Here is a 21159-nt window from a genome sequence, read left to right on the forward strand (position 1 = left end):
GGCTGCCGGGCCCGGCGGGTCGGGGACCACGACGACCTGCTCGCGGTCCTCGACGCCGAGGTGCCCGGCCTCGCCGCCCGGCGCACCCCCTCGTCCTGGACGTGGCGGTGGCGCCGGATGCCGGGTTGGCGCCCTAGTGCTCCGCCGGAGCGGGACCGGTCACGGCCCCTCGGTGCGCTGGAAGACCACGAGCGAGCGGGCCGTGACGGTGAACGTGTCGCCCGCGCCGACCGTGTCGGGCTCGGCCGCCGCCATGCCCGGCGCGGTGGCCAACGTGGTGACGATCCCGCTGGTCGTGTCGACGACGACGGCCCAGCGGGACCCGTAGGCGGAGCCGGGCAGCACGACGTCGATGTCCTCGTAGTGGGCGTTGAGGGCGATCACGAACGAGTCGTCGACGACCCGCTCGCCGCGCGCGTCGACGTCGAAGATGCCCTCGCCGTTGAGGAACACCGTGACGCACTTGCCGAACCCGGAGTCCCAGTCCTGCTCGGTCATCTCCTCGCCGCTGGGGGTGAACCAGGCGATGTCGGGCAGCGCCGCCCCCGCGCCGGCCCGCTGCCGCGGCCCGATCGGGCGCCCGGCGAAGAAGCGGCGGCGCCGGAACACCGGGTGGGCGTGGCGCAGCGCCACCATGCCGGCGGTGAAGCCGATCAGCGGTGCGTTCTTGCCCGCCAGCGACCAGTCGACCCAGGCGATCTCGCTGTCCTGGCAGTAGACGTTGTTGTTGCCGTTCTGCGTGCGGCCGAGCTCGTCGCCGTGCAGCAGCATCGGCACGCCCTGGCTGATGAGCATCGTGGCGATGATGTTGCGCTGCTGGCGGGCGCGGAGCTCGAGGACGGCCTCGTCGTCGGTGGGGCCCTCGACGCCGCAGTTCCAGGAGCGGTTGTGGCTCTCGCCGTCGTTGTTGTCCTCGCCGTTGGCCTCGTTGTGCTTCTCGTTGTAGGACACGAGGTCGTTGAGCGTGAAGCCGTCGTGCGCCGTGACGAAGTTGATCGAGGCGAACGGGCGGCGGCCGTCGTTCTGGTAGAGGTCGGAGCTGCCGGTGAGGCGCTGGGCGAACTCGCCGAGGGTGCCGGGCTCGCCGCGCCAGAAGTCGCGGACGGTGTCGCGGTACTTGCCGTTCCACTCCGTCCACAGCGGCGGGAAGTTGCCGACCTGGTAGCCGCCGGGGCCGACGTCCCACGGCTCGGCGATGAGCTTGGCCTGGCTGATCACCGGGTCCTGCTGCACGAGGTCGAAGAAGACCGACAGCCGGTCGACGTCGTAGAACTCGCGGGCGAGGGTGGACGCGAGGTCGAAGCGGAAGCCGTCGACGTGCATCTCGGTGACCCAGTACCGCAGCGAGTCCATGATCAGCTGGAGCGTGTGCGGATTGCGGACGTTGAGCGAGTTGCCGGTGCCCGTGTAGTCCATGTAGTAGCGCTGGTCGTCCTCGACGACGCGGTAGTACGCGTGGTTGTCGATGCCGCGCATGGACAGCGTCGGGCCCATGTCGTTGCCCTCGGCGGTGTGGTTGTAGACCACGTCGAGGATGACCTCGATGCCCGCGTCGTGCAGGTCGCGGACCATCGCCTTGAACTCCTGCACCTGGTTGCCGGGGCGGCTGTTGCCCATGGCGTAGGCGTGGTGCGGGGCGAGGAAGGCGACGGTGTTGTAGCCCCAGTAGTTGGAGAGGCCCTTCTCCTGCAGGTGGTGGTCGTTGAGGAACTCGTGCACCGGCATGAGCTCGACGGCCGTGACGCCCAGGTTCTTCAGGTGCTCGATCATCGCCGGGTGCGCGAGGCCGGTGTAGGTGCCGCGCAGGGGCTCGGGGATGTCGGGGTGGGCGATCGTGAGGCCGCGGACGTGCGCCTCGTAGATGACCGACTCGTTGTAGGGGATCTTCGGCGGGCGGTCGGAGCCCCAGTCGAAGAACGGGTTGACGACCACGGACTTGGGCACGAACGGCGCCGAGTCGGCGTCGTTGCGGGCGTCGGGGTCGGAGAAGGGGTAGCCGAACACGGCCTCGTCCCACTCCACCGGACCGTCGAGGGCCTTCGCGTAGGGGTCGATGAGCAGCTTGTGCGGGTTGCACCGCAGGCCCTGGGACGGGTCGTGCGGGCCGTGGACGCGGAAGCCGTAGCGCTGCCCGGGCTCGACCGTGGGCAGGTAGCCGTGCCAGACGAAGCCGTCGACCTCGACGAGCGGGACGCGCTTCTCGTCGCCGTCCTCGTCGAACAGGCACAGCTCGACCTTCTCCGCGACCTCCGAGAAGAGGGCGAAGTTGGTGCCTGCGCCGTCGTAGGTGGCACCCAGGGGGTAGGCGTGACCCGGCCACGGCCGCATGCTGTTCTCGCAATCGCTCGGTTCGGACAACGGCGAGAGGCTACCGGGGCGCCCCGACGGTCCGCGTCACGCGAGCCGCGCGGGGAACCCCCCGGTCGCGATCGGGCTCCACCGCGCGGGCGTGATCCGGATGAGCGCCTTGCCCTGATCGGTCATCGCCCGCCGGTACTCGTCCCAGTCGGGGTGCTCGCCCGAGATCGAGCGGAAGTACTCGACGAGCGGCTCCACGGCGTCGGGCAGCTCGAGGAGCTCGGCGTCCCCGTCCACCTGCACCCACGCCCCGTCGAAGTCCTCCGACAGCACCACCACCGACGCCTTCCCGTGCCGGGCGACGTTGCGCGACTTGGCGCGTTCCGGGTAGGTCGCGATCACGATTCGGCCCTCCGCGTCGACGCCCGAGGTGACGGGGGAGCCCTGCCAGCCGCCGTCCGAGCGCGGTGTCAGCAGGATCACGTGGTGGCGGGGCCGCAGGAACTCCAACAGCTCCTCGCGGTCGACGGTCCTGTTCGTCGCGACGGTCCTGGCCATGCCCGGGACCCTAACGGCGGCGCGGCTAGGGTGTCGGGTCTATGACCACCGTGTTCACGAAGATCATCGACGGCGACCTGCCCGGCCGGTTCGTCTGGGCCGACGACCTCGCCGTCGGCTTCCTCTCGATCAACCCGCTCGCCCCGGGGCACGTGCTCGTCGTGCCGCGGGCCGAGGTCGACCACTGGGTCGACGCCGACCCCGCACTGCTCGCGCACCTGACGTCGGTGGCGCAGGCGATCGGCGAGGCCGTGCGGGCCGTGTACGCCCCGCCGCGCGTCGGGCTGCTCGTCGCCGGGTTCGAGGTGCCCCACCTGCACCTGCACGTGTTCCCCGCGGCCGACATGGCCGCCTTCGACTTCGCGAACGCCGCCTCCTCGGTCGATGCCGCCGAGCAGGACGGGCACCGCGACGCGCTGCGCGCCGCTCTGCGCGACGCGGGCCACGGCGCGCACGTGCCCGCCGACGATCCCGCCGCCTGACGGTGCAGCTCGTCCTGGTCCGGCACGCCCTACCCGAGCGAGTCGACGGCGCCGCGGGCGCCGGCACGGCCGACCCGCCGCTCACCGCCCACGGCGAGGCGCAGGCCCGCCGCGTCGTCGACGCGGTGGCCGGCGACGCCGTGGAGGCGCTCTACGTCAGCCCGATGGCCCGCGCCCGCGCCACGGCCGCGCCGCTGGCCGCCGCGCTGGGGGCAGAGCCGGTGGTCGTCGACGACCTGCGCGAGTACGACGCCGACTCCCCGCACTACGTGCCGATCCACGAGATGCCGGTCGCCGACCCCGCGGGCTGGGCGCGGATCGTGGCCGGGCTGCTGCCCGAGGGCGTCGACGTCCCGGAGTTCACCGGGCGCGTCACGGGCGCGCTGGAGCGGATCGTCACCGACCACCCGGGCCGGGCGACCGTCGTGGTCGTCGCGCACGCGGGCGTCGTCAACTGCTACCTGGCGCACCTGCTCGGCATCGACCGGCCGCTCGCCTTCCCGCTCGACTACACGGGCATCAGCCGGGTGGTGGCCACCCGCGACGGGCGCAGGCTGGTGCGGACGGTCAACGAGATCGCGCACGTCGCCGACCTCCTGACCCCGACGGCGGGCACCACCTGACCGGTCCGGCATGACGGCGAGCGCACACGTGCCTACTCTCGGTCGGATTGGGGGGACCGGATGGCGGACAGGGCGCTCGGGCAGGTCTTCGCGGTGCGCGAGTACCGCACGGTGTGGATCGCGGACCTGCTCTCGGTGGCCGGCGACCAGCTCGCGCGGGTCGCGCTCGCCGTGCTGGTCTACGGCCGCACCGGCTCGGCGGCGTGGGCGGCGGCGACCTACGCGCTGACGTTCCTGCCGGCGATCGTCGGCGGCGTCCTGCTCTCCGGGCTCGCCGACCGCTTCCCACGCCGCGAGGTCCTCGTCGTCACCGACGTGGCGCGGGCCGGGCTGGTGGCGGTGATGGCGCTCCCGCAGGTCCCGCTGGCGGTGCTGTGCGCGCTGCTGGTCGTCGTGGTGCTCCTGGGGGCCCCGCACACCGCGGCGCGCGGTGCGCTGCTGCCCGAACTGCTGCCCGGCGACCTCTACGAGCGCGGCCTCGCGGTCTCCCAGATCACCGGCCAGACCGCGCAGGTCGTGGGGTTCGCGGCCGGGGGGCTGCTGGTGGCGGCCGTCAGCCCGTCGGCGGCGCTGCTGCTGGACGCGGTCACGTTCCTGGTGGCCGGGCTCCTGTTCCGCCTCGGGCTGGCCCGGCGGCCCCGCGCCGACGCCGCGCCGCGCTCGCCCGGGCGCGACCTGCTGGCCGGCGTCGTCGACGTCGCCACCGACCGGCGGCGCCGCGCCCTGGTCCTGCTCGTGTGGATGGTCGGGCTCTACGTCGTGCCCGAGGCGCTGGCCGCGCCGTACGCCGACCAGATCGGCGCCGGTCCGGCCGTCGTCGGGCTGCTGATGGCGGCCGACCCGCTGGGCAGCGTCCTCGGTGCCTGGCTGTTCGTGCGGTTCGTGCCGCCGCGGTGGCGCGAGCGCCTGATCGGCGTGCTCGCCGTCGCCGCGGGCGTGCCGCTGCTGTTCACGGCGCTGGTCCCGCCCGTCCCGGTCGCGCTGCTGCTCTGGGGCGTCTCCGGGATGGCGTCGACGGCGTACGTCATGCAGGCCCAGGCGTCGTTCGTCCGGGCCACCCCGGCCGCGATCCGCGGACGTGCGATCGGCGTCGCCGCGTCCGGCATCGTCGCGGGCCAGGGTGTGGCGGTGCTGGCCGGCGGCGTGCTCGCCGACCTCTCGACCCCGTCCACGGCCATCGCCCTGTGCGCGGCCGCGGGTGTGGTGGTGGCGCTCGGCGGGGCGCTGGCGTGGCGGTCCGCCTCGGCGGACGACCATGCCACGCGACCCCTGCCGGTCACGACCTGACGGATCGGATCCCGTCCCTGTTCACGACGTTCCTCCCGCTCAGTTCCAGTCCTTGCTCACGGCTCGCTCCTCTCGTCGACGCGGGTGGTGGTCGTGCGGGTCAGTTCCAGTCCTTGCTCACGTGGTTCTCCTTCCTCTGGTGGCGGTGGTGGTGGGTGGGGCTAGTTCCAGTCCTTGCTCACGTGGCGCTCCTTCCTCTGGTGGTGGCGGTGGCGCGGGCGGTCAGTTCCAGTCCTTGCTCACGGGCGTCTCCTTCCTCTCCGTGGTGCTCTCGTGCCGACGCGCTCAGTTCCAGTCCTTGCTCATTCCGCACCTCTCTCCCCGAGTGACCGAATAGTCCGTTTCGCGGGAATCGCGCGCCATTCCCGCAGTCCACGCGCGGCGGTCGTTCGCGGGCAGGCTCGCGCCCGGCGATCGGCGCCGGCGATCGCGCGCCTCCCCTCCCCGTGTGCGACGATCGTTCCGCCGGTGCCGGCGCACGGGATCAGCGTCGCCGACGGGGTGCCGTGTGCGGACCCGCTGGCCCTCAAGGACTGCAGTCGAGCGGCGTTCTTAGACCGTTCGGCCCAGTAACCATCCTCTGCGGCTACGGCGAACGGAACGGTTCGGAACCAGCTCGTGACCGGGGATGACGCCGTGCCGCGTCTCGGCTAGCGTCGGAGGGGCACGCACTGGTGATCAAGGAGACCGATGAGTCCTGGCCGCAGCACGGCGGGCGCCGGGCCGGGCTCGGGCCCACCGGGATTCGTCGCGGGCTGGGCCATCTGGAACCTGCCCGCGCGATTGATGGCCGCCGTCCTCACGGTCGAGGTCACCGCCGTCGCCCTCGTGCTCGTCCTGGCGATCGGTGAGCCGGGGCCGGACTCCCGCACGCTCCGCGACGTCGTCCTGCTCGTGGTGTTCGGCCTCCTGCACACCGAGATCGCGCACGGCGTCGAACGGGTGCGCCGCCGCGTCAACGGCGAGGTCCACGTCAACCTCAGCTCGGTGTGGTTCTTCGCCGCCACCGTGCTGCTGCCACCGGTCTGGGCGGCGCTGGTCGCGGTCGTGGTGCACCTGCACCTGTGGATGCGGTCGGCTCGGCCCCGCAACCCGCTGTTCAAGCACGTCTTCAGCTCGGCGACGGTGGTGCTGTCCTGCACGGCCGCGTCCGGGGTGATGTCGGCGGTCGCCGCCGACGGCACCGGCGACCGCGGCGACGTCTACGTCCTCGCGCTCGGCGTCCTGGTGTTCCTCACCGTCAACACCGCGCTGGTGGCCGGCGTCATCGCCGTCAACTCCCCGCAGACCGACGTCGCGTCGATCGTGGGGGAGTGGGACGAGAACCTGCTCGAGATCGCCACGCTCTGCCTCGGCGCCCTCGCCGCCGCCGCGATCGCGATCAACCCGTGGCTCGTGGCGTTCGTGTTCCCGCCGCTGCTCGTGCTGCACCGGGCCGTGCTCGTGCGGCAGCTCGAGGTCGCGGCCAACACCGACGGCAAGACCGGCCTGCTCAACGCCGCCGCCTGGCACACCCGGGCCGAGCGCGAGCTGCGCCGGGCCGAGCGCCGCTCCGGGCCGCGCGCCGTGCTGGTGATCGACCTCGACCACTTCAAGGCCGTCAACGACACCCACGGCCACCTCGCGGGCGACCGGGTGCTGGCCGCCGTGGCCGACGCGCTCAACGCCGAGGTCCGCGACCGCGACCTCGTCGGGCGCTTCGGCGGCGAGGAGTTCGTCGTGCTGCTCGGCGCGCTGGGCGAGCCGGGCACGGGTGGGGGGGAGCTGCAGGCCGTGGCCGAGCGCATCCGCAGCCGCATCGCCGGGCTGCGCGTCGAGATGCCCACCGCCGACGGCCCGCTCACCGTGGCCGGCCTGAGCGCCTCGGTCGGCTGCGCCCTCTACCCCGACGACGGCCGTGAGCTGCGCGACCTGCTCCAGGTGGCCGACACCGCGCTGTACGCCGCGAAGCGCGCCGGGCGCAACGTCGTGCGGATGGGCATCCAGCCGCCCGCCCCGCAGCCGCTCCTGGCCGAGGACTCCGCGCCCGGCCGACGTTACGGACAGTGAGTAGCGAGCCCGCGGGTTCCACCCCGTCGTGCGACCACGTCCACCCTGACACGTCGGCCGCCGCTCACTAGCCTTCGGTGCGTGGACGAGCCGTCACCCGCTCCGGGATCCCGCACCCTGTGGGGTCTGGGCCCGGCACCGGTCGGCCTCGCGCTGGTCGTCGAGCTCGCCGCGGTGGCGGCCGCCGTCGCCGGTCTGTTCTCGCTCCCGGCCTCCGGCGGGCCGCTCCTGCTGGCGCTGGGGCTCACGGCCCTGAGCGTCGTGCACACCGAGCTCGCCACGGGCATCGAGCGGATCCGGCGCCGGGCGTCGGAGAACTCCTACTTCGACCTCAGCTCCGTCTGGACGTTCGCCGCCGCGCTCCTGCTGCCCCCGGGCCTCGCCGCGGTCGTCATCGTGCTGGTCTACGTGCACCTGTGGCACCGGGTGTGGTCCCCGGCGGGGATCCCGCTCTACCGCCACGTCTACACGACCGCCACGGTCCTGCTGGCCGCCCGCGCGGCGCACGAGGTCGTGGCGCTGGCCGGCGGGCTGCCGGCCGACCCGACCCAGCCCGGCGTCGTCCTCGCGGTCGGGCTGGCCGTCGGCTCCTACGTGCTGGTCAACACGCTGCTGGTCGGCGCGGTGATCGCGCTGAGCGGGCCGCGCCCGGTGCTGCGCGACCTGCTCGGGCGCTGGGACGACAACGCGCTGGAGGTCGCCACCCTCTGCATGGGCGCGCTGGCCGCCGTGGCGCTGGCCTCGACGCCGGCGCTGGTCGCGCTGGTCCTCCCGCCGATCCTCGTGCTGCACCGCGCCGTGCTCGTCCGCCAGCTCGAGCAGGAGGCCAGCACCGACGCCAAGACCGGCCTGCTCAACGCCGCGGCGTGGCAGGCGGAGGCGCTGCGGGTCGTCGACCGGGCGCGCCGCACCGGCTCGGGCGCGGGCGTCCTCATGCTCGACCTCGACCACTTCAAGACCGTCAACGACACCCACGGCCACCTGGCGGGCGACGACGTGCTCGCCGCGGTCGCCGCGGAGCTGCGTGCCGAGGTCCGCGTCCACGACGTCGTCGGGCGCTTCGGGGGCGAGGAGTTCGTCGTCCTGCTGCCCGATCTGCCGACCGGCGGCACGGGCCGCACCGAGCTGTGGCGGGTGGCCGAGCGGCTGCGCGACCGGGTGTCGCGGCTCGACGTGGGCGTGGCCACATCGGGCGGTCTGCGGACCGTCACGGGACTCTCGGTCTCGATCGGCGGCGCCACCGTCCCGACCGACGGCACCACCCTCGACCAGGTGCTCACCGCCGCCGACGCCTCGCTCTACGAGGCCAAGGCGGGCGGTCGCAACCTCGTCCGGATCGCCGCCGACGGCCACGTCCCCTCGCCCCGGCGCCCCACGGCGTGAGGGCGGGGCCGGCGCTCCGTCCGTAGACTGGCCCGGTGACCGTGCTCCGATCGATCAGTGGTCCCGCCGACCTCCGACGTCTCGGGCCGGACCGGCTCCCCGAGCTCGCCGCCGAGATCCGCCGCTTCCTCGTGGAGTGCGTCTCGCGCACCGGCGGGCACCTCGGGCCCAACCTCGGCGTCGTCGAGCTCACGATCGCGCTGCACCGCGTGTTCGACTCCCCGACCGACGCCGTCATCTGGGACACCGGCCACCAGGCCTACGTGCACAAGCTCCTCACCGGGCGCCACGACGGCTGGGACCGCCTGAAGAAGACCGGCGGGCTGTCGGGCTACCCGAGCCGCGCCGAGAGCGAGCACGACGTCGTGGAGTCCAGCCACGCGTCGTCGTCGCTGTCGTGGGCCGACGGCATCGCCCGCGCCTACGCCCTCACCGGGCAGCAGCGCCACGTCGTCGCCGTGATCGGCGACGGCGCGCTCACCGGCGGCATGGCCTGGGAGGCGCTCAACAACATCGCGACGGGCGACCGCAACGTCGTCATCGTCGTCAACGACAACGGCCGCTCCTACTCCCCGACGATCGGCGGCCTGGCCGACCGGCTCGCCTCCCTGCGCCTGCAGCCCGCCTACGAGCGCGTGCTCGACGCGGGCAAGGCGGCGCTCGCGCGCACCCCGGTAGTCGGCGGCACCCTCTACGCCGGCCTGCACGCGGTCAAGGCGGGCCTCAAGGACGCGCTGAGCCCGCAGGAGCTGTTCTCCGACCTCGGCATCAAGTACTTCGGGCCGGTCGACGGGCACGACGTCGAGGCGATGGAGTCTGCGCTGCAGCGCGCCAAGCGGTTCGGCGGGCCGGTGATCGTGCACGCGGTCACCCGCAAGGGCCACGGCTACCTCCCTGCCGAGAACGACGAGCTCGAGCAGATGCACAGCCCGGCGGCGTTCGACCCGGAGACGGGGCTGCCCACCGGGGCGCCGTCGGTCGGCTGGACCAGCGTGTTCGCCGAGGAGCTCGTGGAGATCGGCCGCCGCCGCAGCGACGTCGTCGCGATCACCGCGGCCATGCTCGGCCCCACCGGGCTCGCGCCCTTCGCCGCGGCGTACCCGGAGCGCTGGATCGACGTCGGCATCGCCGAGCAGCACGCCCTGACCTGCGCCGCCGGCCTCGCGACGGGCGGCATGCACCCCGTCGTCGCCCTCTACTCGACGTTCCTCAACCGCGGCTTCGACCAGCTGCTGATGGACGTGGCGCTGCACCGCCAGCCGGTCACGCTGGTGCTCGACCGCGCCGGCGTCACCGGAAGCGACGGCCCGTCGCACAACGGCATGTGGGACCTCTCGCTGCTCGGCGTCGTCCCGGGGATCCGGGTCGCCGCCCCGCGCGACGCCGTCACGCTGCGCGAGGAGCTGGGCGAGGCGCTCGCCGTCGACGACGGCCCCACCGCACTGCGCTTCCCCAAGGGCTCGGTCATCGAGTCGGTGCCCGCGGTCCGCCGCGTCGACGGCGTCGACGTGCTGCACGCCTCCGACGACGCCGCCGTGCTGCTGGTCTGCGCGGGAGCGTTCGGCCGGCTCGGCGTGGAGGCGGCGCAGCGGCTGGCGGCGCAGGGCGTCGCGGCCACCGTCGTCGACCCGCGGTGGGTGCTCCCGGTGCCCGGCGCCGTCGTCGACCTGGCCCGGGAGCACCGGCTCGTGGTCACCGTCAGCGACAGCGGGCGCCATGGCGGGTTCGGCTCGGTCGTCTCCGCCGCGCTGCGCGACGCCGAGTGCGACGTGCCGCTGCGCGACGTCGCCCTGCCCCAGGAGTTCCTCGACCACGGCAGCCGTGACGACGTGCTCGCCGCCACCGGGCTCACCGCGCAGGACGTCGCGCGCCGGGTCACCGAGTGGGCGTCGGCGCTGCCGTCGTTCACGGTGCCGGACCCGTCGGACGTGGCCGCCTCCGACGTCGGGGTGGAGTCCTGATGCGCGTGCTGGTCGTCGAGGACGAGCACCCCCTGGCCGACGCGATCGCCCGCGGTCTGCGGCGCGAGGGCATGGCCGTCGACGTCGCCTACGACGGCGACACCGGGCACGAGAAGTCCGCGGTCACCCGCTACGACGTGGTGGTGCTCGACCGCGACCTGCCCGGCATGTCCGGCGACGCCCTGTGCGGCGAGATCGTCGGCTCCGGCGCCACCACGCGGGTGCTCATGCTCACCGCGAGCGGCACGCTGGCCGACAAGGTCGACGGCCTGTCCCGCGGCGCCGACGACTACCTCGCCAAGCCCTTCGACTTCCCCGAGCTCGTCGCCCGCCTGCGCGCGCTCGGCCGCCGCGCCACCCCGGCCGCGCCGCCGCTGCTCACCGCGGGCGACGTCGCGCTCGACCCGGCCCGCCGCACGGTGCTGCGCGCCGACCGGCCCGTGGAGCTCACGCGCAAGGAGTTCGGCGTGCTGGAGGTCCTCATCTCCGCCGGCGGCGGCGTCGTCAGCAGCGAGGAGCTGCTGGAGCGGGTGTGGGACGAGAACGCCGACCCGTTCACCACCACCGTGCGGGTCACGGTCATGACGCTGCGCAAGAAGCTCGGCGAGCCCGGCGTGATCGAGACGGTGGTCGGCGCGGGGTACCGCGTGCCCGCCGCGGGGTGACCGGTCTCCGGCCCCGGCTGACGCTGCTGGCGACGGCGCTGGTGGCGCTGGTCAGCGCGCTGCTGCTGTGGCTGGGCTGGCTGCTCGTCGGCGGGGTCACGCAGGCCGTGCCCACACTGCCGCCGGGCAGCACCGTGCGCGTCGACGGCGTCACGGTGCCCGCCGAGGGCCTCGGCGACGCCGTGGGGCGGGCCGCGCAGGACGAGGTGCTGCGCGCGGGCCTCGTCGCGTTCCCGCTGGTGGTGGTGGCCGCGGCGCTGGTGTCGTGGGTGCTGGTCGGACGCGTGCTCGGCCCGTTGCACCAGGTCACGGCCACCGCGCGGCGGCTCACCGTCGAGACCCTGGACACCCGGCTCGGGCTCGCCGGCGCCCGCGGGGAGGTCGCCGAGCTCGCCGCAGGGTTCGACGCCATGCTCGACCGCCTGCAGGCCGCCTTCGACGCCCAGCGGCGCTTCGTCGCCAACGCGAGCCACGAGCTCCGCACGCCGCTGGCCGTGCTGCGCACCGAGGTCGACGTGACCCTGTCGGACCCCACCGCCGACGAGGCCGAGCTGCGCCGCATGGGCGCGGTCGTGCGCGACGCCACCCGCCGCGCCGACGACCTCGTCGCCGGGCTCCTGCTGCTGGCCCGCACCGAGGGCGCCGCGCTGGCCGACGCCCGCCCGGCCGACCTCGCCGCCACCGTGGTGCCCGCGCTGGCGGCCGTGCGGGCCGAGGCGGGGCACCGGGGGCTGCGGGTGCAGGTGCGCACCGCGCCCGCGCCCGTCGTCGGCGACCCGGTGCTGCTGGAGCGCGTCGCGGGCAACCTGCTGGAGAACGCGGTGCGCCACAACGTGCCCGGCGGCTGGATCGAGGTCGTCAGCGGCGTCCGCGACGGCTGCGCGGAGCTGTGCGTGGCGTCGTCGGGGCGGGAGGTCGACCGGATCGACGAGCTGTTCGAGCCGTTCCGCCGCGGGCCGGTGGAGCGCACCGCCACGACTCCCGGCTCGGGCCTGGGGTTGTCGATCGTGCGGGCGGTGGTGACGGCCCACGGCGGCACGGTGGCGGCCGCCCCGGTGCCGGGCGGGGGGCTGACGGTGACGGCGCGGCTGCCGGTGCGCCCCTGACTCCTGCTGCCGGCGCCCCGGCGTCAGGCGCTGCGGACCGTCAGGGCCTGCTCCAGCGCCGGGGTGAGCAGGGCGATCTGCCACTCCCGCGCGCCGCCCTTGCGCAGGAAGCCGGCCACGTCGCCGTCCTCGGGCGGGGTCCAGCACAGGCGGCGCAGGAGGTCGGGCTGGAGCAGGTTCTCCACCGGCACCGTGCGCTCCGCCCCGACCTCGGCCACGGCCGCGCGGGCGGCGGTGAGGCGGGCGGCGGCGTCGGGGTCGCGGTCGGCCCAGCGCGCGACCGGGGGAGGGCCCTCGGTGGGCGCGGTGGGACGGGGGAGGTCGGCGGGGTCGAGGCGCTCGGCCGCGGCCAGCGCCGACCACCAGTACGCCGTCATCCGCCGCTGCGAGCGCCCGCGGAACACCGCCATGGCGCTCAGGGCGCCCGCGGAGTCCGGGGCGGTGACGGCGGCGTCGACGATCGCCGCGTCGGGCAGGACCCGCCCGGGGGCGATGTCGCGCTCGGCGGCGAGCCGGTCGCGCGCCTCCCACAGCGCGCGGACGGCCGCGAGCTGGCGGGGCTTGCGCAGCTTGTGGATGCCGGAGGTGCGCCGCCACGGCTCGGCGCGCGGCGCGGGCGGCCCGGCGGTGCGGACGGCCTCGAACTCCTGGTGGGCCCAGTCGAGCTTGCCCTGCTCGTCGAGCATCCCGGTGAGGACGTCGCGCAGCTCCACCAGCACCTCGACGTCGAGGGCGGCGTAGACGAGCCAGTCCTGCGGGAGGGGCCGGCGCGACCAGTCGGCGGCGCCGTGCCCCTTCTCCAGCGCGAGCCCGAGCAGGTTCTCGACCATCGGCCCGAGCCCGACGCGGGGGAGCCCGGCCAGCCGGCCGGCGAGCTCGGTGTCGAACAGCCTGCTCGGGGCCAGGCCCGTCTCGGCGAGGCACGCGAGGTCCTGGGACGCCGCGTGCAGCACCCACTCCGGGCCGGTGAGGGCCGGAGCGAGGTCGGACAGGTCACTGCCCAGGGGGATCGGGTCGACCAGCGCCGTACCCGCGCCCGCCCGGCGCAGCTGCACCAGGTAGGCGCGCTGGGAGTACCTGAACCCGGAGGCCCGTTCGGCGTCGACGGCGATCGGGCCGCTGCCGGCGGCGAACGCCTCGGCGGTGGCCCGCAGCGCGTCCCGGTCGGCGACGACAGGGGGGAGCCCGTCGACCGGGGCGAGCAGGGGGACGGGTGCCGGGACGTCCGCCTCGTCAGTCGTGCCCAGCCCGTCCTGCACCGGCGAGCCGTCTGGGTCCTCTGGGTTCAGCGGATGACCCCGGCCCGCATCGCCAGCGCGACCATCTGCGCGCGGTCACCCGTGCCGAGCTTGCGCCCGATGCGCGAGAGGTGGCTCTTGACCGTGAGCGCGGACAGGCTCAGCGCCTCGCCGATCTCCTTGTTGGACTGCCCGTCGGCGACGAGCTGCAGCACCTCGACCTCGCGCGCCGAGAGCTCGCGCGGAGTGTTGTCGGTGCCGGGAACGCGGGTGCCGGTGGCGAGCAGCGGCGCGACCGTCGGGTCGGCGTAGACGCCGCCGTCGAGCACGCGCTTCACGCCGTCGGTGACGATCGCCGCCGACGCCGACTTGAGCAGGTACGCCTGCGCCCCGGCCTGGAACGCCGACCGCACCGCGTACGGGTCGTCCGAGGACGCCAGCACGACGAGCCGGTTCCAGCCCAGCGAGCGCAGCTCGGTGACCAGGTCCAGCCCGCTGCCGTCCGGCAGTCCGAGATCGAGGATCGCGAGGTCGCACGGCCCGTTGGCGTGCGCCCGGGCCCGGGCCTCGGCCACCGAAGCGGCCTCGTACACCGTGCCTGCCCCCATCGAGCGCAGCCGTGCTGCGATCGCCTCGCGCAGGAGCGGGTGGTCGTCGACCACCAGCACCGAGAAGAGCTCTTCCCGCGGGTGCGGGACCATTGCCGGCGACAGCACAGCACCGGTGGTGCTGCGAACTGGCGCGCCTTGGCCTACTACGGCCACGTCACTACCTCCCTGGAGTCGGTCGTTGCCCCCGACCGGCACCAGACCTCGGCCGGCGAAGAGACCGCCCGAGGAGGTGTCGTGGAGGAAGCGTAGCCCCCCAAGCGGTCTAACGTCGTGTATCGGATCGAACTTAGCGGGGTGAAAGTTACAGCCTTGTCGCCTGTCGTCCACCCGATCGGGTGACCCTGTCGATCACTCCCGGCGGTGTCGTCGCAGGTGAGCACCTGCTTCAGACCGTTCGGTGAACGAGCGAGACTGCGCCGACCGGTGGCAGCCCTGCGGCCGACGCGACGAACGCGCAGAACGCGGCGGCGTGCCGGGACAGGTCGGTGCCGATCGGCGTCCACGACGCGCGCAGTTCCACGTCGTCGTCGCGGCGGGGCCCGGCGATGTCGCCGAAGCGCACCGAGGAGGTCTGCGTGACCGTCCCGCCCAGCGCCACGTGCTCGGCGCCGTGGTCCTCGAGGGCCTCGGTGAGCCACGACCATCCGACGACCGGCAGCATCTCGTCGCCGAGCTGCTCGGGCTCCAGGCGCGCCTGCACGAAGCAGACGAGCCGGAAGGTGCCCTCCCAGGCGTCCTGCCCGGCGGGGTCGTGCAGCAGGATCAGCCGGCCCGAGGTGTCGGACTCGTCGACGCCGTCGTCGGCGGCCGCGCGGCCCAGCGTGGAGTCGGCGACCTCGACCGACAGCGCCCACGTCCACGGCGCCAGCCGCGGCGGCGCGTCGAGCGCGGAGACGATGAGCTCGGGGCGCGGTCTGAAAGTGCCCAGCGAGGCGACCGCTCGGCGGAACTCGGGCGGCGGAGAAGCGGTCGCGTCAGGCACGAGAGGGAACTCTAAGTGGCCCGACACACCCGGCAGGACAGGCGCGCCGGGCCCGCCCGTCCGTGTGTCGGGACCACCCCGTCGCGCGTCCCGGGCAGGTGGGAGGCACAGCCGGGGCGCGTGGGAGGATGAACCGGTCATGGTCGTGAACCCGTCTCCGTCCGCCGCAGGCACCGTCGCCGCGGACACCCGCCGTCGCGAGCTCGCCGCCGCCCCGTTCCTGGTCGCCGCGCGCGGCGGCCGTCCCGCGCACCTGCCCGTGTGGTTCATGCGCCAGGCCGGACGGTCGCTGCCCGAGTACCGCGCGCTGCGCCGCGACAGCGGGATGCTGCAGGCCTGCCTCACCCCCGACCTCACGTGCGAGATCACGCTGCAGCCGGTGCGCCGCCACGGGGTCGACGCGGCGATCCTGTTCAGCGACATCGTCGTGCCGCTGCACGTCGCGGGCGTCGACGTCGACATCGTGGCCGGCACCGGCCCGGTCGTGGCGAGCCCCGTGCGCACCGCCGAGGACGTCGAGCGGCTCCCGGTGCTCGACGCCGAGCAGATCGCGCCGGTCACCGACGCGATCGCGCTGCTGCTGCCCGAGCTGGGGGAGACCCCCCTCATCGGGTTCGCCGGCGCCCCGTTCACGCTCGCGTCCTACCTCATCGAGGGCGGCCCGAGCCGCAACCACGAGCGCACCAAGGCCCTGATGCGCAGCGCCCCCGCCGTCTGGCACGCGCTGCTGGGGCGCCTGGCCGACATGACGACGACGTTCCTGCGCGCGCAGGTCGCCGCGGGCGTCGACGCGGTGCAGCTGTTCGACTCCTGGGCGGGCGCGCTGTCCGAGCGCGACTACCGCGAGTACGTCCAGCCGCACTCCGCGCGCGTCCTCGCCGGTCTGGCCGACGCGGGCGTGCCCCGCATCCACTTCGGCGTCGGCACCGGGGAGCTGCTCGGGGCGATGGCGGAGGCCGGGGCCGACGTCGTGGGCGTCGACTGGCGCATCCCGCTCGACGACGCCGCCCGCCGTGCCGGCGGCACCCACCCGGTGCAGGGCAACCTCGACCCGGCGGTGCTGTTCGCCGACGCCGCCTCCATCGCGTCGGAGGTCGGGCGGATCGCCGACGAGGGCCGCCGGACGCCCGGGCACGTGTTTAACCTCGGTCACGGCGTGCTGCCCGACACCGATCCCGACGTGCTCACGCGCCTGGTGGACCTGGTGCACCGCCAGCCGGTGTGACCGGTCCCGTGCGGGTCGCCGTCGTCGGCGGGGGGATCTCCGGCCTCGCCGCCGCCCACCGCCTGCGGGCGCTGCTCGGCCCGGCCGCGCGGATCACCGTGCTGGAGCGGCGCGACCGCGTGGGCGGCGTGCTGCACACCGTCGACCTGGCGGGGAGGCCGTTCGACGTCGGCGCGGAGGCGTTCCTGGCCCGCCGCCCCGAGGTGCCCGCGCTGCTCGCCGAGCTGGGGCTGCCGCCCGCCGTCCACCCGACGGCCGCGTCGGCCACCGTCCGCGCGGGCGGGCGCACCGCCCCGCTGCCCGGCGGCACGCTGCTGGGCGTGCCCACCAGCGCCGCGCGCCTCGACGCGCTGCTGTCCGGGCGCGGCCTCGCCGGGGTCGCCGCGGAGCCCGGTCGGCCGCTGGACTGGGAGCCCGGGTCCGACGCCGCGCTGGGCGGGCTGCTGCGCGAGCGCTTCGGCGACGAGATCGCCGACCGGCTCGCCGACCCGCTGCTCGGCGGGGTCTACGCCGGGCGCGTCGACTCCCTCGGGCTGCGCGCCACGATCCCCGCGCTGGCCGCCGCGCTCGACGCCGGCGCCCCCTCGCTGACGGCCGCCGCCGACCGGGCCTCCACCCCCACCGGCAGCGCCTCCACCGCCGGTGCGCCGGGCGGCCCCGTCTTCGGTGCGGTCCCCGGTGGCTACCGCACGCTGCTCGACGCCCTCGCCGCGGCCGCGCGGGCCGACGTCCGGCTCGGCGTCACGGTCCGGGAGCTCGTGGCGCACGGGGGCGGCTGGCGGCTCGCGCTCGGCCCGACCACGGACCCGGAGGTCCTCGACGTCGACGCCGTCGTGCTCGCCGTGCCCGCCCCGGCCGCGGCGAAGCTGCTCGCCGGCGTCGCGCCCGCGGCGGCGCGGGCGTCGGGGCAGATCGAGCTGGCGTCGTCGGTGGTGGTCGCGCTGGCCTTCCGCGAGGCCGACGCGGCCGCGCTCCCGCCGACGTCGGGCACGCTGGTCGCCGCCGACGAGCCGCTGCACGTCAAGGGCGTCACGCACTCGGGCACCAAGTGGGCGCACCTCGCGGGCGACGGCCTGGTGCGGCTGCGGGCGTCGTTGGGGCGGTTCGGCGAGGCCCCGACCCTGCAGGTCGACGACGACGAGCTCGTCGCCCGCGTCCGCGCCGACCTCGCCGTGCTCACCGGTATCACGGCCGCGCCCGTCGCCGCGCACGTCCAGCGCTGGGGCGGCGGGCTGCCGCAGTACGGCGTCGGCCACCTCGACCGGATCACCGCGATCGAGGGCGGCCTGCCGGCCGGGCTCGCGGTCGCCGGGGCGGCGCTGCACGGCGTCGGGGTGCCGGCGTGCGTGGCGACGGCCCGGGCGGCGGCCGGGCGGATCGCGGCGGCGCTCAGCCCGTCCTGACGAGCGGTGCGGGCCGCGGACGGGACCGCAGCGACGCCCACGCCACCCGCGCCACCCGGTCGGGCCGCATCAGTGACGGCGGGGGCGCCAGCAGCCCCGTCACCTCGACGAAGGCCTTCGCCAGCACCGGGTCCACGGCCGCGGCGGCCTGCACCCGCCCGATGTAGGCGCCGATCGCCCGGCCCGCGCGCGTCCGCGGGCCGTCGACACGGGGGTCCTGCAGGTCCGCACCGACCGTCAGGTCCCACACCGGCCGCACGACCCGCGCCACGGCCCGGGCGTGCGCGCGGGGATCCGGCACCCCCACCAGCCCCCGCAGCGCCAGCGCCTGCAGCGCCGCCACCGTCATGCCCTGTCCGTAGACCGGGTTGAACGAGCACACGGCGTCGCCCAGGACGAGCAGGCCGGTCGGGAGGTCGTCGAGCAGGTCGTAGCGGCGCCAGGTGTTGGCCGGGAACCGGGTGATCCGCAGCGGCCCGACGGGCTCGGCGCCCGCCAGCGCGTCGGCGACGTCCGGAAAGGGCAGGGTCCCGGCGAAGCGGTGGTAGCCCGCGGGATCGGCGGGCGGGCGGTCGTCGAAGCCGCCGATGAGCACGACCAGGTGCTCCCCGCCCTCGACCGGGAACACCGCTCCGCCCCGGGGCGCGCCCGGCGCCGCCGAGCAGAGCACGGCCTGCTGGTCGCCCAGCGCGCCGGCGCGCAGCCGGAACCGGCCGGTCGTGTAGCCGACGTCGACGATTACCCGGTCCTCGCGCGGCGCGGTGCCGCCCCGCGCAGCCAGCCAGGCCGGGGTGCGGGAGCCGCGGCCGGTGGCGTCGACGACGAGGTCGGCGTCGAGGTGCTCGGTCTCCGCGGTGTCGCGGTGGCGCACCTGCACGCCCGTGACGCGGGTGCGGTCGCCGGTGAGCCCGACGACGTCGCGGCACTCGCGCACGTCGGCCGGCCCGCGCACCTCCTCGCGGAGGTGCGACTCCAGCAGCGCGCGGCTGAGCATCAGCGTCCGCGTCGTGCCGGGCACCGGCAGGAACCGGTGACCGTTCAGCAGGAACCGCATCCGCCCCGACGTCCCGGTGACCGCGCCCCGGGCGACCAGCGCGTCGGTCAGGCCGGGGAACAGCTCCTCCAGCACCTCGCGGCCGCGGGGGAGCAGGACGTGCGGGTGGCGGCCCTGGGGCACCCCGCGGCGGTCGGCGGCGCCGGCGGGCAGGGCGTCCCGCTCGACGACGGTGACGCGGTCGAAGGACTCGGACAGGACGCGGGCGGCGAGCAGGCCTGCCATGCTCGCCCCCAGGACGACGGCGTGGGTCATGGCGGGCACGGTGGCCCCGCCGGGTGCTCACTCTCCAGGCCGTTCCCTGTCCACTTCCTGCCCGCGGCCGCCGTGCAGGGCGGTCGCCACCCGGGCGATCGCGGCGCCGAGGTGGCGCCGGTAGGTCGAGAACGGCAGGCCGAGCACCTCGGCGGCGCGCTCCTGGGTGGGCGCGGGGCGCAGGTAGGTGCGGTCGAGCACGCGGTGCAGCCGGTCGTCGCGCGGGTCGGTGCGCAGGCCCTCGACGGCCCCGAGCAGCCGGGCGCGCAGGGCGTCCGGCCCGCCGTCCGCAGCGAGGGGGTGGCGGGCGAGCAGGTCGGGCCGGTGCAGGTCGCGCAGGGCGGTGCGGATGTCGGCCGGCGTCACGGGAGCGGTCCGGGGCGCGGTGAGACCCGACCAGATCGACCGGGCCGGCGGGCGCCGCCAGTCGCGGCAGAACACGGCGCAGGAGCGGTCGCCGACCGGGACGTCGAGCTCGTGGGCGTAGCCGATGTGCCGGAAGAACGGCCCGAGCCCGTCGGGGTCGGTCGTGACGCAGAAGTCGGCGTCGAGGCCCGGCCGCGTCAGCACGTGCCGCAGGTGCCCGACGGCGGCGGCGTCGAAGGCGGGGGACGGGCCCTCGCCGGCGTCGCGGTCGGCGAGGAACCGCATCATCATCACGTCCCCCGCGGTGCTCCCCGCCCAGGTGACGGCGGCCGCGGCGACCGGGTCGGCGGCGACGGCGGCGGGCGCCGCCTCGTGCAGCGCCAGCCAGACCGCGACCCCGCGCACGGCGTCCCCGTCCCGGCACACCGTGAACGCCGCGGGCTGCTCGTCGAGCCAGCGCCGCAGCGGCACCGCCCCCTCCGCGCCCGCGTGCCGCACGAGCAGCGCCTCGACGCCCGCGCGGTCGCCGGGCCGGTAGGGCTCGCCGGGGACGGCGCCGAAGGCGTCCCAGTCGAAGAAGGCGCGGGCGACGGGGTCGTGGCGGAAGCTGAAGAGGAGGTCGAGGATCGCGCGACCGCGCGGGCCCTCGCGCCCGGACCGGGCGGCGGCCAGCACGCTGCGGCGCAGCGCGGCCAGCAGCGCCGCCGTCGTGTCCGGGTCGCGCCAGCGAAGGTCGGCGACCAGCACCTCCCGCACCACGTCGTGCGGGTGGACCCCGCCCGGCCCCGACTCGACGTAGGGCTGGGCGCGCAGCCAGTCGAACAGGGCACCCGCGTCGTCGACGCCGAGGACCTCGCGCAGCAGCGCCTCCGTCGTCACGCGCGCCCAGGCTGCGACCTGCAGCGCACGGCGGTGCTCCCGGCCCGGGGCGACGTCGACGAGGCGCCCCACCAGCTCGCCGACGACGTCGGGGGCGGTGAGCCGCTCGGGCACCGCGTCGGCGCCGATCTCGCGGGCCAGCGCCAGGGCCAGCGGGTAGCCCGAGCAGAACGCGAGCACCCGCGGCGACGACGAGCCCAGCAGCTGCGCCGACTCCGCGGGCGGGAGCGGGGCCAGCGGCAGCACCCGCACCAGCTCGCGCCAGCCCGGGTCGGCGGTCCAGCCCGGCGCGGGCGGGTGGCGCCCGGCGAGCACCACGACGACGTCGGGCGGCAGGCCGGGCAGCAGGTCGTCGCGGATCCAGGCGTCGAGCGGGGCCAGCAGCTCGTAGGTGTCGACGAGCAGCACGCCGCGCCGCGCGGTCGTCCGCAGCGGCGCGACGGCGGCCCGCACGGCGTCGCGGTCGGGGGCGACGGCCCGCCCGTCGAGCCGGACGACCTCCGCCCCCTCGGCCGACCCCGCGAACATCCGCAGCAGCGCGCTCTTCCCGATCCCGCCCGGGCCGTGGACGTGGAGCACGGTGAACGGCGGCTCGCCCTGGGCCGTCACGGCCTGCCGGAACAGCTCCCGCTCGGCGGTCCGGCCGACGAACGCGCGGCCCCGCGCCGTGCGCAGCCGTGCGCCGAGGGTGGACCGCGACCGCATCCTCCGAACGGTAGCCGTGGATGGCACCA

At 75.6% G+C, this 21159-nt stretch carries 17 protein-coding genes; 10 read left to right on the forward strand and 7 right to left on the reverse strand.

Annotation, left to right across the window (positions count from 1 at the left end):
- Positions 1–159 precede the first annotated feature (159 nt).
- Together glgX and I4I82_RS26270 are read right to left on the reverse strand one after the other, a co-directional pair.
- On the reverse strand, positions 160–2328 hold the full coding sequence (glgX, locus tag I4I82_RS26265; protein WP_218596532.1) for a glycogen debranching protein GlgX: 2169 nt from the start codon (positions 2326–2328) through the stop codon (positions 160–162).
- A 66-nt stretch (positions 2329–2394) separates the two neighbouring features.
- Positions 2395–2856 carry a PPOX class F420-dependent oxidoreductase gene (locus tag I4I82_RS26270; protein WP_218592724.1) on the reverse strand — a complete coding sequence of 154 codons (462 nt, stop codon included), beginning with the start codon at positions 2854–2856 and terminating at the stop codon, positions 2395–2397.
- Positions 2857–2897: 41 nt separating this feature from the next.
- On the opposite strand from I4I82_RS26270, the gene I4I82_RS26275 reads away from it, so the two are divergent.
- The 8 genes from I4I82_RS26275 (at position 2898) to I4I82_RS26310 (ending at position 12412) form a co-directional block, all read left to right on the forward strand.
- On the forward strand, positions 2898–3338 hold the full coding sequence (locus tag I4I82_RS26275) for an HIT family protein (protein ID WP_218592723.1): 441 nt from the start codon (positions 2898–2900) through the stop codon (positions 3336–3338).
- A 2-nt stretch (positions 3339–3340) separates the two neighbouring features.
- Positions 3341–3961 carry a histidine phosphatase family protein gene (locus I4I82_RS26280; RefSeq protein ID WP_218592722.1) on the forward strand — a complete coding sequence of 207 codons (621 nt, stop codon included), beginning with the start codon at positions 3341–3343 and terminating at the stop codon, positions 3959–3961.
- Between the two features lie 60 nt (positions 3962–4021).
- Entirely contained in the window at positions 4022–5248 is a 1227-nt protein-coding gene (locus tag I4I82_RS26285) for an MFS transporter (protein ID WP_218592721.1), read from the forward strand.
- Positions 5249–5938: 690 nt separating this feature from the next.
- Positions 5939–7297 carry a sensor domain-containing diguanylate cyclase gene (locus tag I4I82_RS26290; RefSeq protein ID WP_218592720.1) on the forward strand — a complete coding sequence of 453 codons (1359 nt, stop codon included), beginning with the start codon at positions 5939–5941 and terminating at the stop codon, positions 7295–7297.
- 81 nt (positions 7298–7378) lie between these two features.
- The gene (locus I4I82_RS26295; protein WP_218592719.1) at positions 7379–8680 is read left to right on the forward strand and encodes a GGDEF domain-containing protein; all 1302 of its coding nucleotides are present in this window, start codon (positions 7379–7381) and stop codon (positions 8678–8680) included.
- Between the two features lie 35 nt (positions 8681–8715).
- Positions 8716–10641, forward strand: a complete 1926-nt coding sequence (dxs, locus tag I4I82_RS26300; protein ID WP_218592718.1) for a 1-deoxy-D-xylulose-5-phosphate synthase — start codon at positions 8716–8718, stop codon at positions 10639–10641.
- On the forward strand, positions 10641–11306 hold the full coding sequence (locus tag I4I82_RS26305; RefSeq protein ID WP_218592717.1) for a response regulator transcription factor: 666 nt from the start codon (positions 10641–10643) through the stop codon (positions 11304–11306). The genes dxs and I4I82_RS26305 overlap by 1 nt, the downstream gene beginning before the upstream one ends.
- Positions 11303–12412, forward strand: a complete 1110-nt coding sequence (locus I4I82_RS26310; protein ID WP_218592716.1) for a sensor histidine kinase — start codon at positions 11303–11305, stop codon at positions 12410–12412. Before I4I82_RS26305 ends, I4I82_RS26310 begins: the two co-directional genes overlap by 4 nt.
- Before the next feature lie 23 nt (positions 12413–12435).
- Here I4I82_RS26310 and I4I82_RS26315 read toward each other — a convergent pair whose 3' ends face one another.
- From I4I82_RS26315 to I4I82_RS26325, 3 genes are all read right to left on the reverse strand, one after another.
- A complete protein-coding gene (locus I4I82_RS26315) occupies positions 12436–13671 on the reverse strand; it encodes an HRDC domain-containing protein (RefSeq protein WP_226370256.1) in 1236 nt (411 codons plus the stop codon).
- A 26-nt stretch (positions 13672–13697) separates the two neighbouring features.
- Positions 13698–14351, reverse strand: a complete 654-nt coding sequence (locus tag I4I82_RS26320) for a LuxR C-terminal-related transcriptional regulator (protein ID WP_075949948.1) — start codon at positions 14349–14351, stop codon at positions 13698–13700.
- A gap of 295 nt (positions 14352–14646) precedes the next feature.
- Positions 14647–15243, reverse strand: a complete 597-nt coding sequence (locus I4I82_RS26325) for a DUF3000 domain-containing protein (RefSeq protein WP_226370257.1) — start codon at positions 15241–15243, stop codon at positions 14647–14649.
- Positions 15244–15382: 139 nt separating this feature from the next.
- Between I4I82_RS26325 and hemE the strand changes: the two genes are divergently transcribed.
- Positions 15383–16468, forward strand: coding sequence for a uroporphyrinogen decarboxylase (gene hemE / locus I4I82_RS26330; protein WP_218591423.1), 1086 nt, complete (start codon positions 15383–15385; stop codon positions 16466–16468).
- On the forward strand, positions 16465–17871 hold the full coding sequence (gene hemG / locus I4I82_RS26335) for a protoporphyrinogen oxidase (RefSeq protein WP_218591422.1): 1407 nt from the start codon (positions 16465–16467) through the stop codon (positions 17869–17871). Before hemE ends, hemG begins: the two co-directional genes overlap by 4 nt.
- On the opposite strand, the gene I4I82_RS26340 is transcribed toward hemG, so the two are convergent.
- Together I4I82_RS26340 and I4I82_RS26345 are read right to left on the reverse strand one after the other, a co-directional pair.
- Positions 17858–19180 (reverse strand): FAD-dependent oxidoreductase, encoded by a 1323-nt coding sequence (locus tag I4I82_RS26340; RefSeq protein ID WP_218591421.1) that lies wholly within the window; start codon positions 19178–19180, stop codon positions 17858–17860. The genes hemG and I4I82_RS26340 overlap by 14 nt on opposite strands.
- 27 nt (positions 19181–19207) lie before the next feature.
- The gene (locus tag I4I82_RS26345; RefSeq protein ID WP_218591420.1) at positions 19208–21130 is read right to left on the reverse strand and encodes an ATP-binding protein; all 1923 of its coding nucleotides are present in this window, start codon (positions 21128–21130) and stop codon (positions 19208–19210) included.
- Positions 21131–21159: the final 29 nt, after the last annotated feature.

The organism is Pseudonocardia oceani, from assembly GCF_019263585.2.
In the GTDB taxonomy this organism is placed as follows: Bacteria; Actinomycetota; Actinomycetes; order Mycobacteriales; family Pseudonocardiaceae; genus Pseudonocardia; species Pseudonocardia oceani.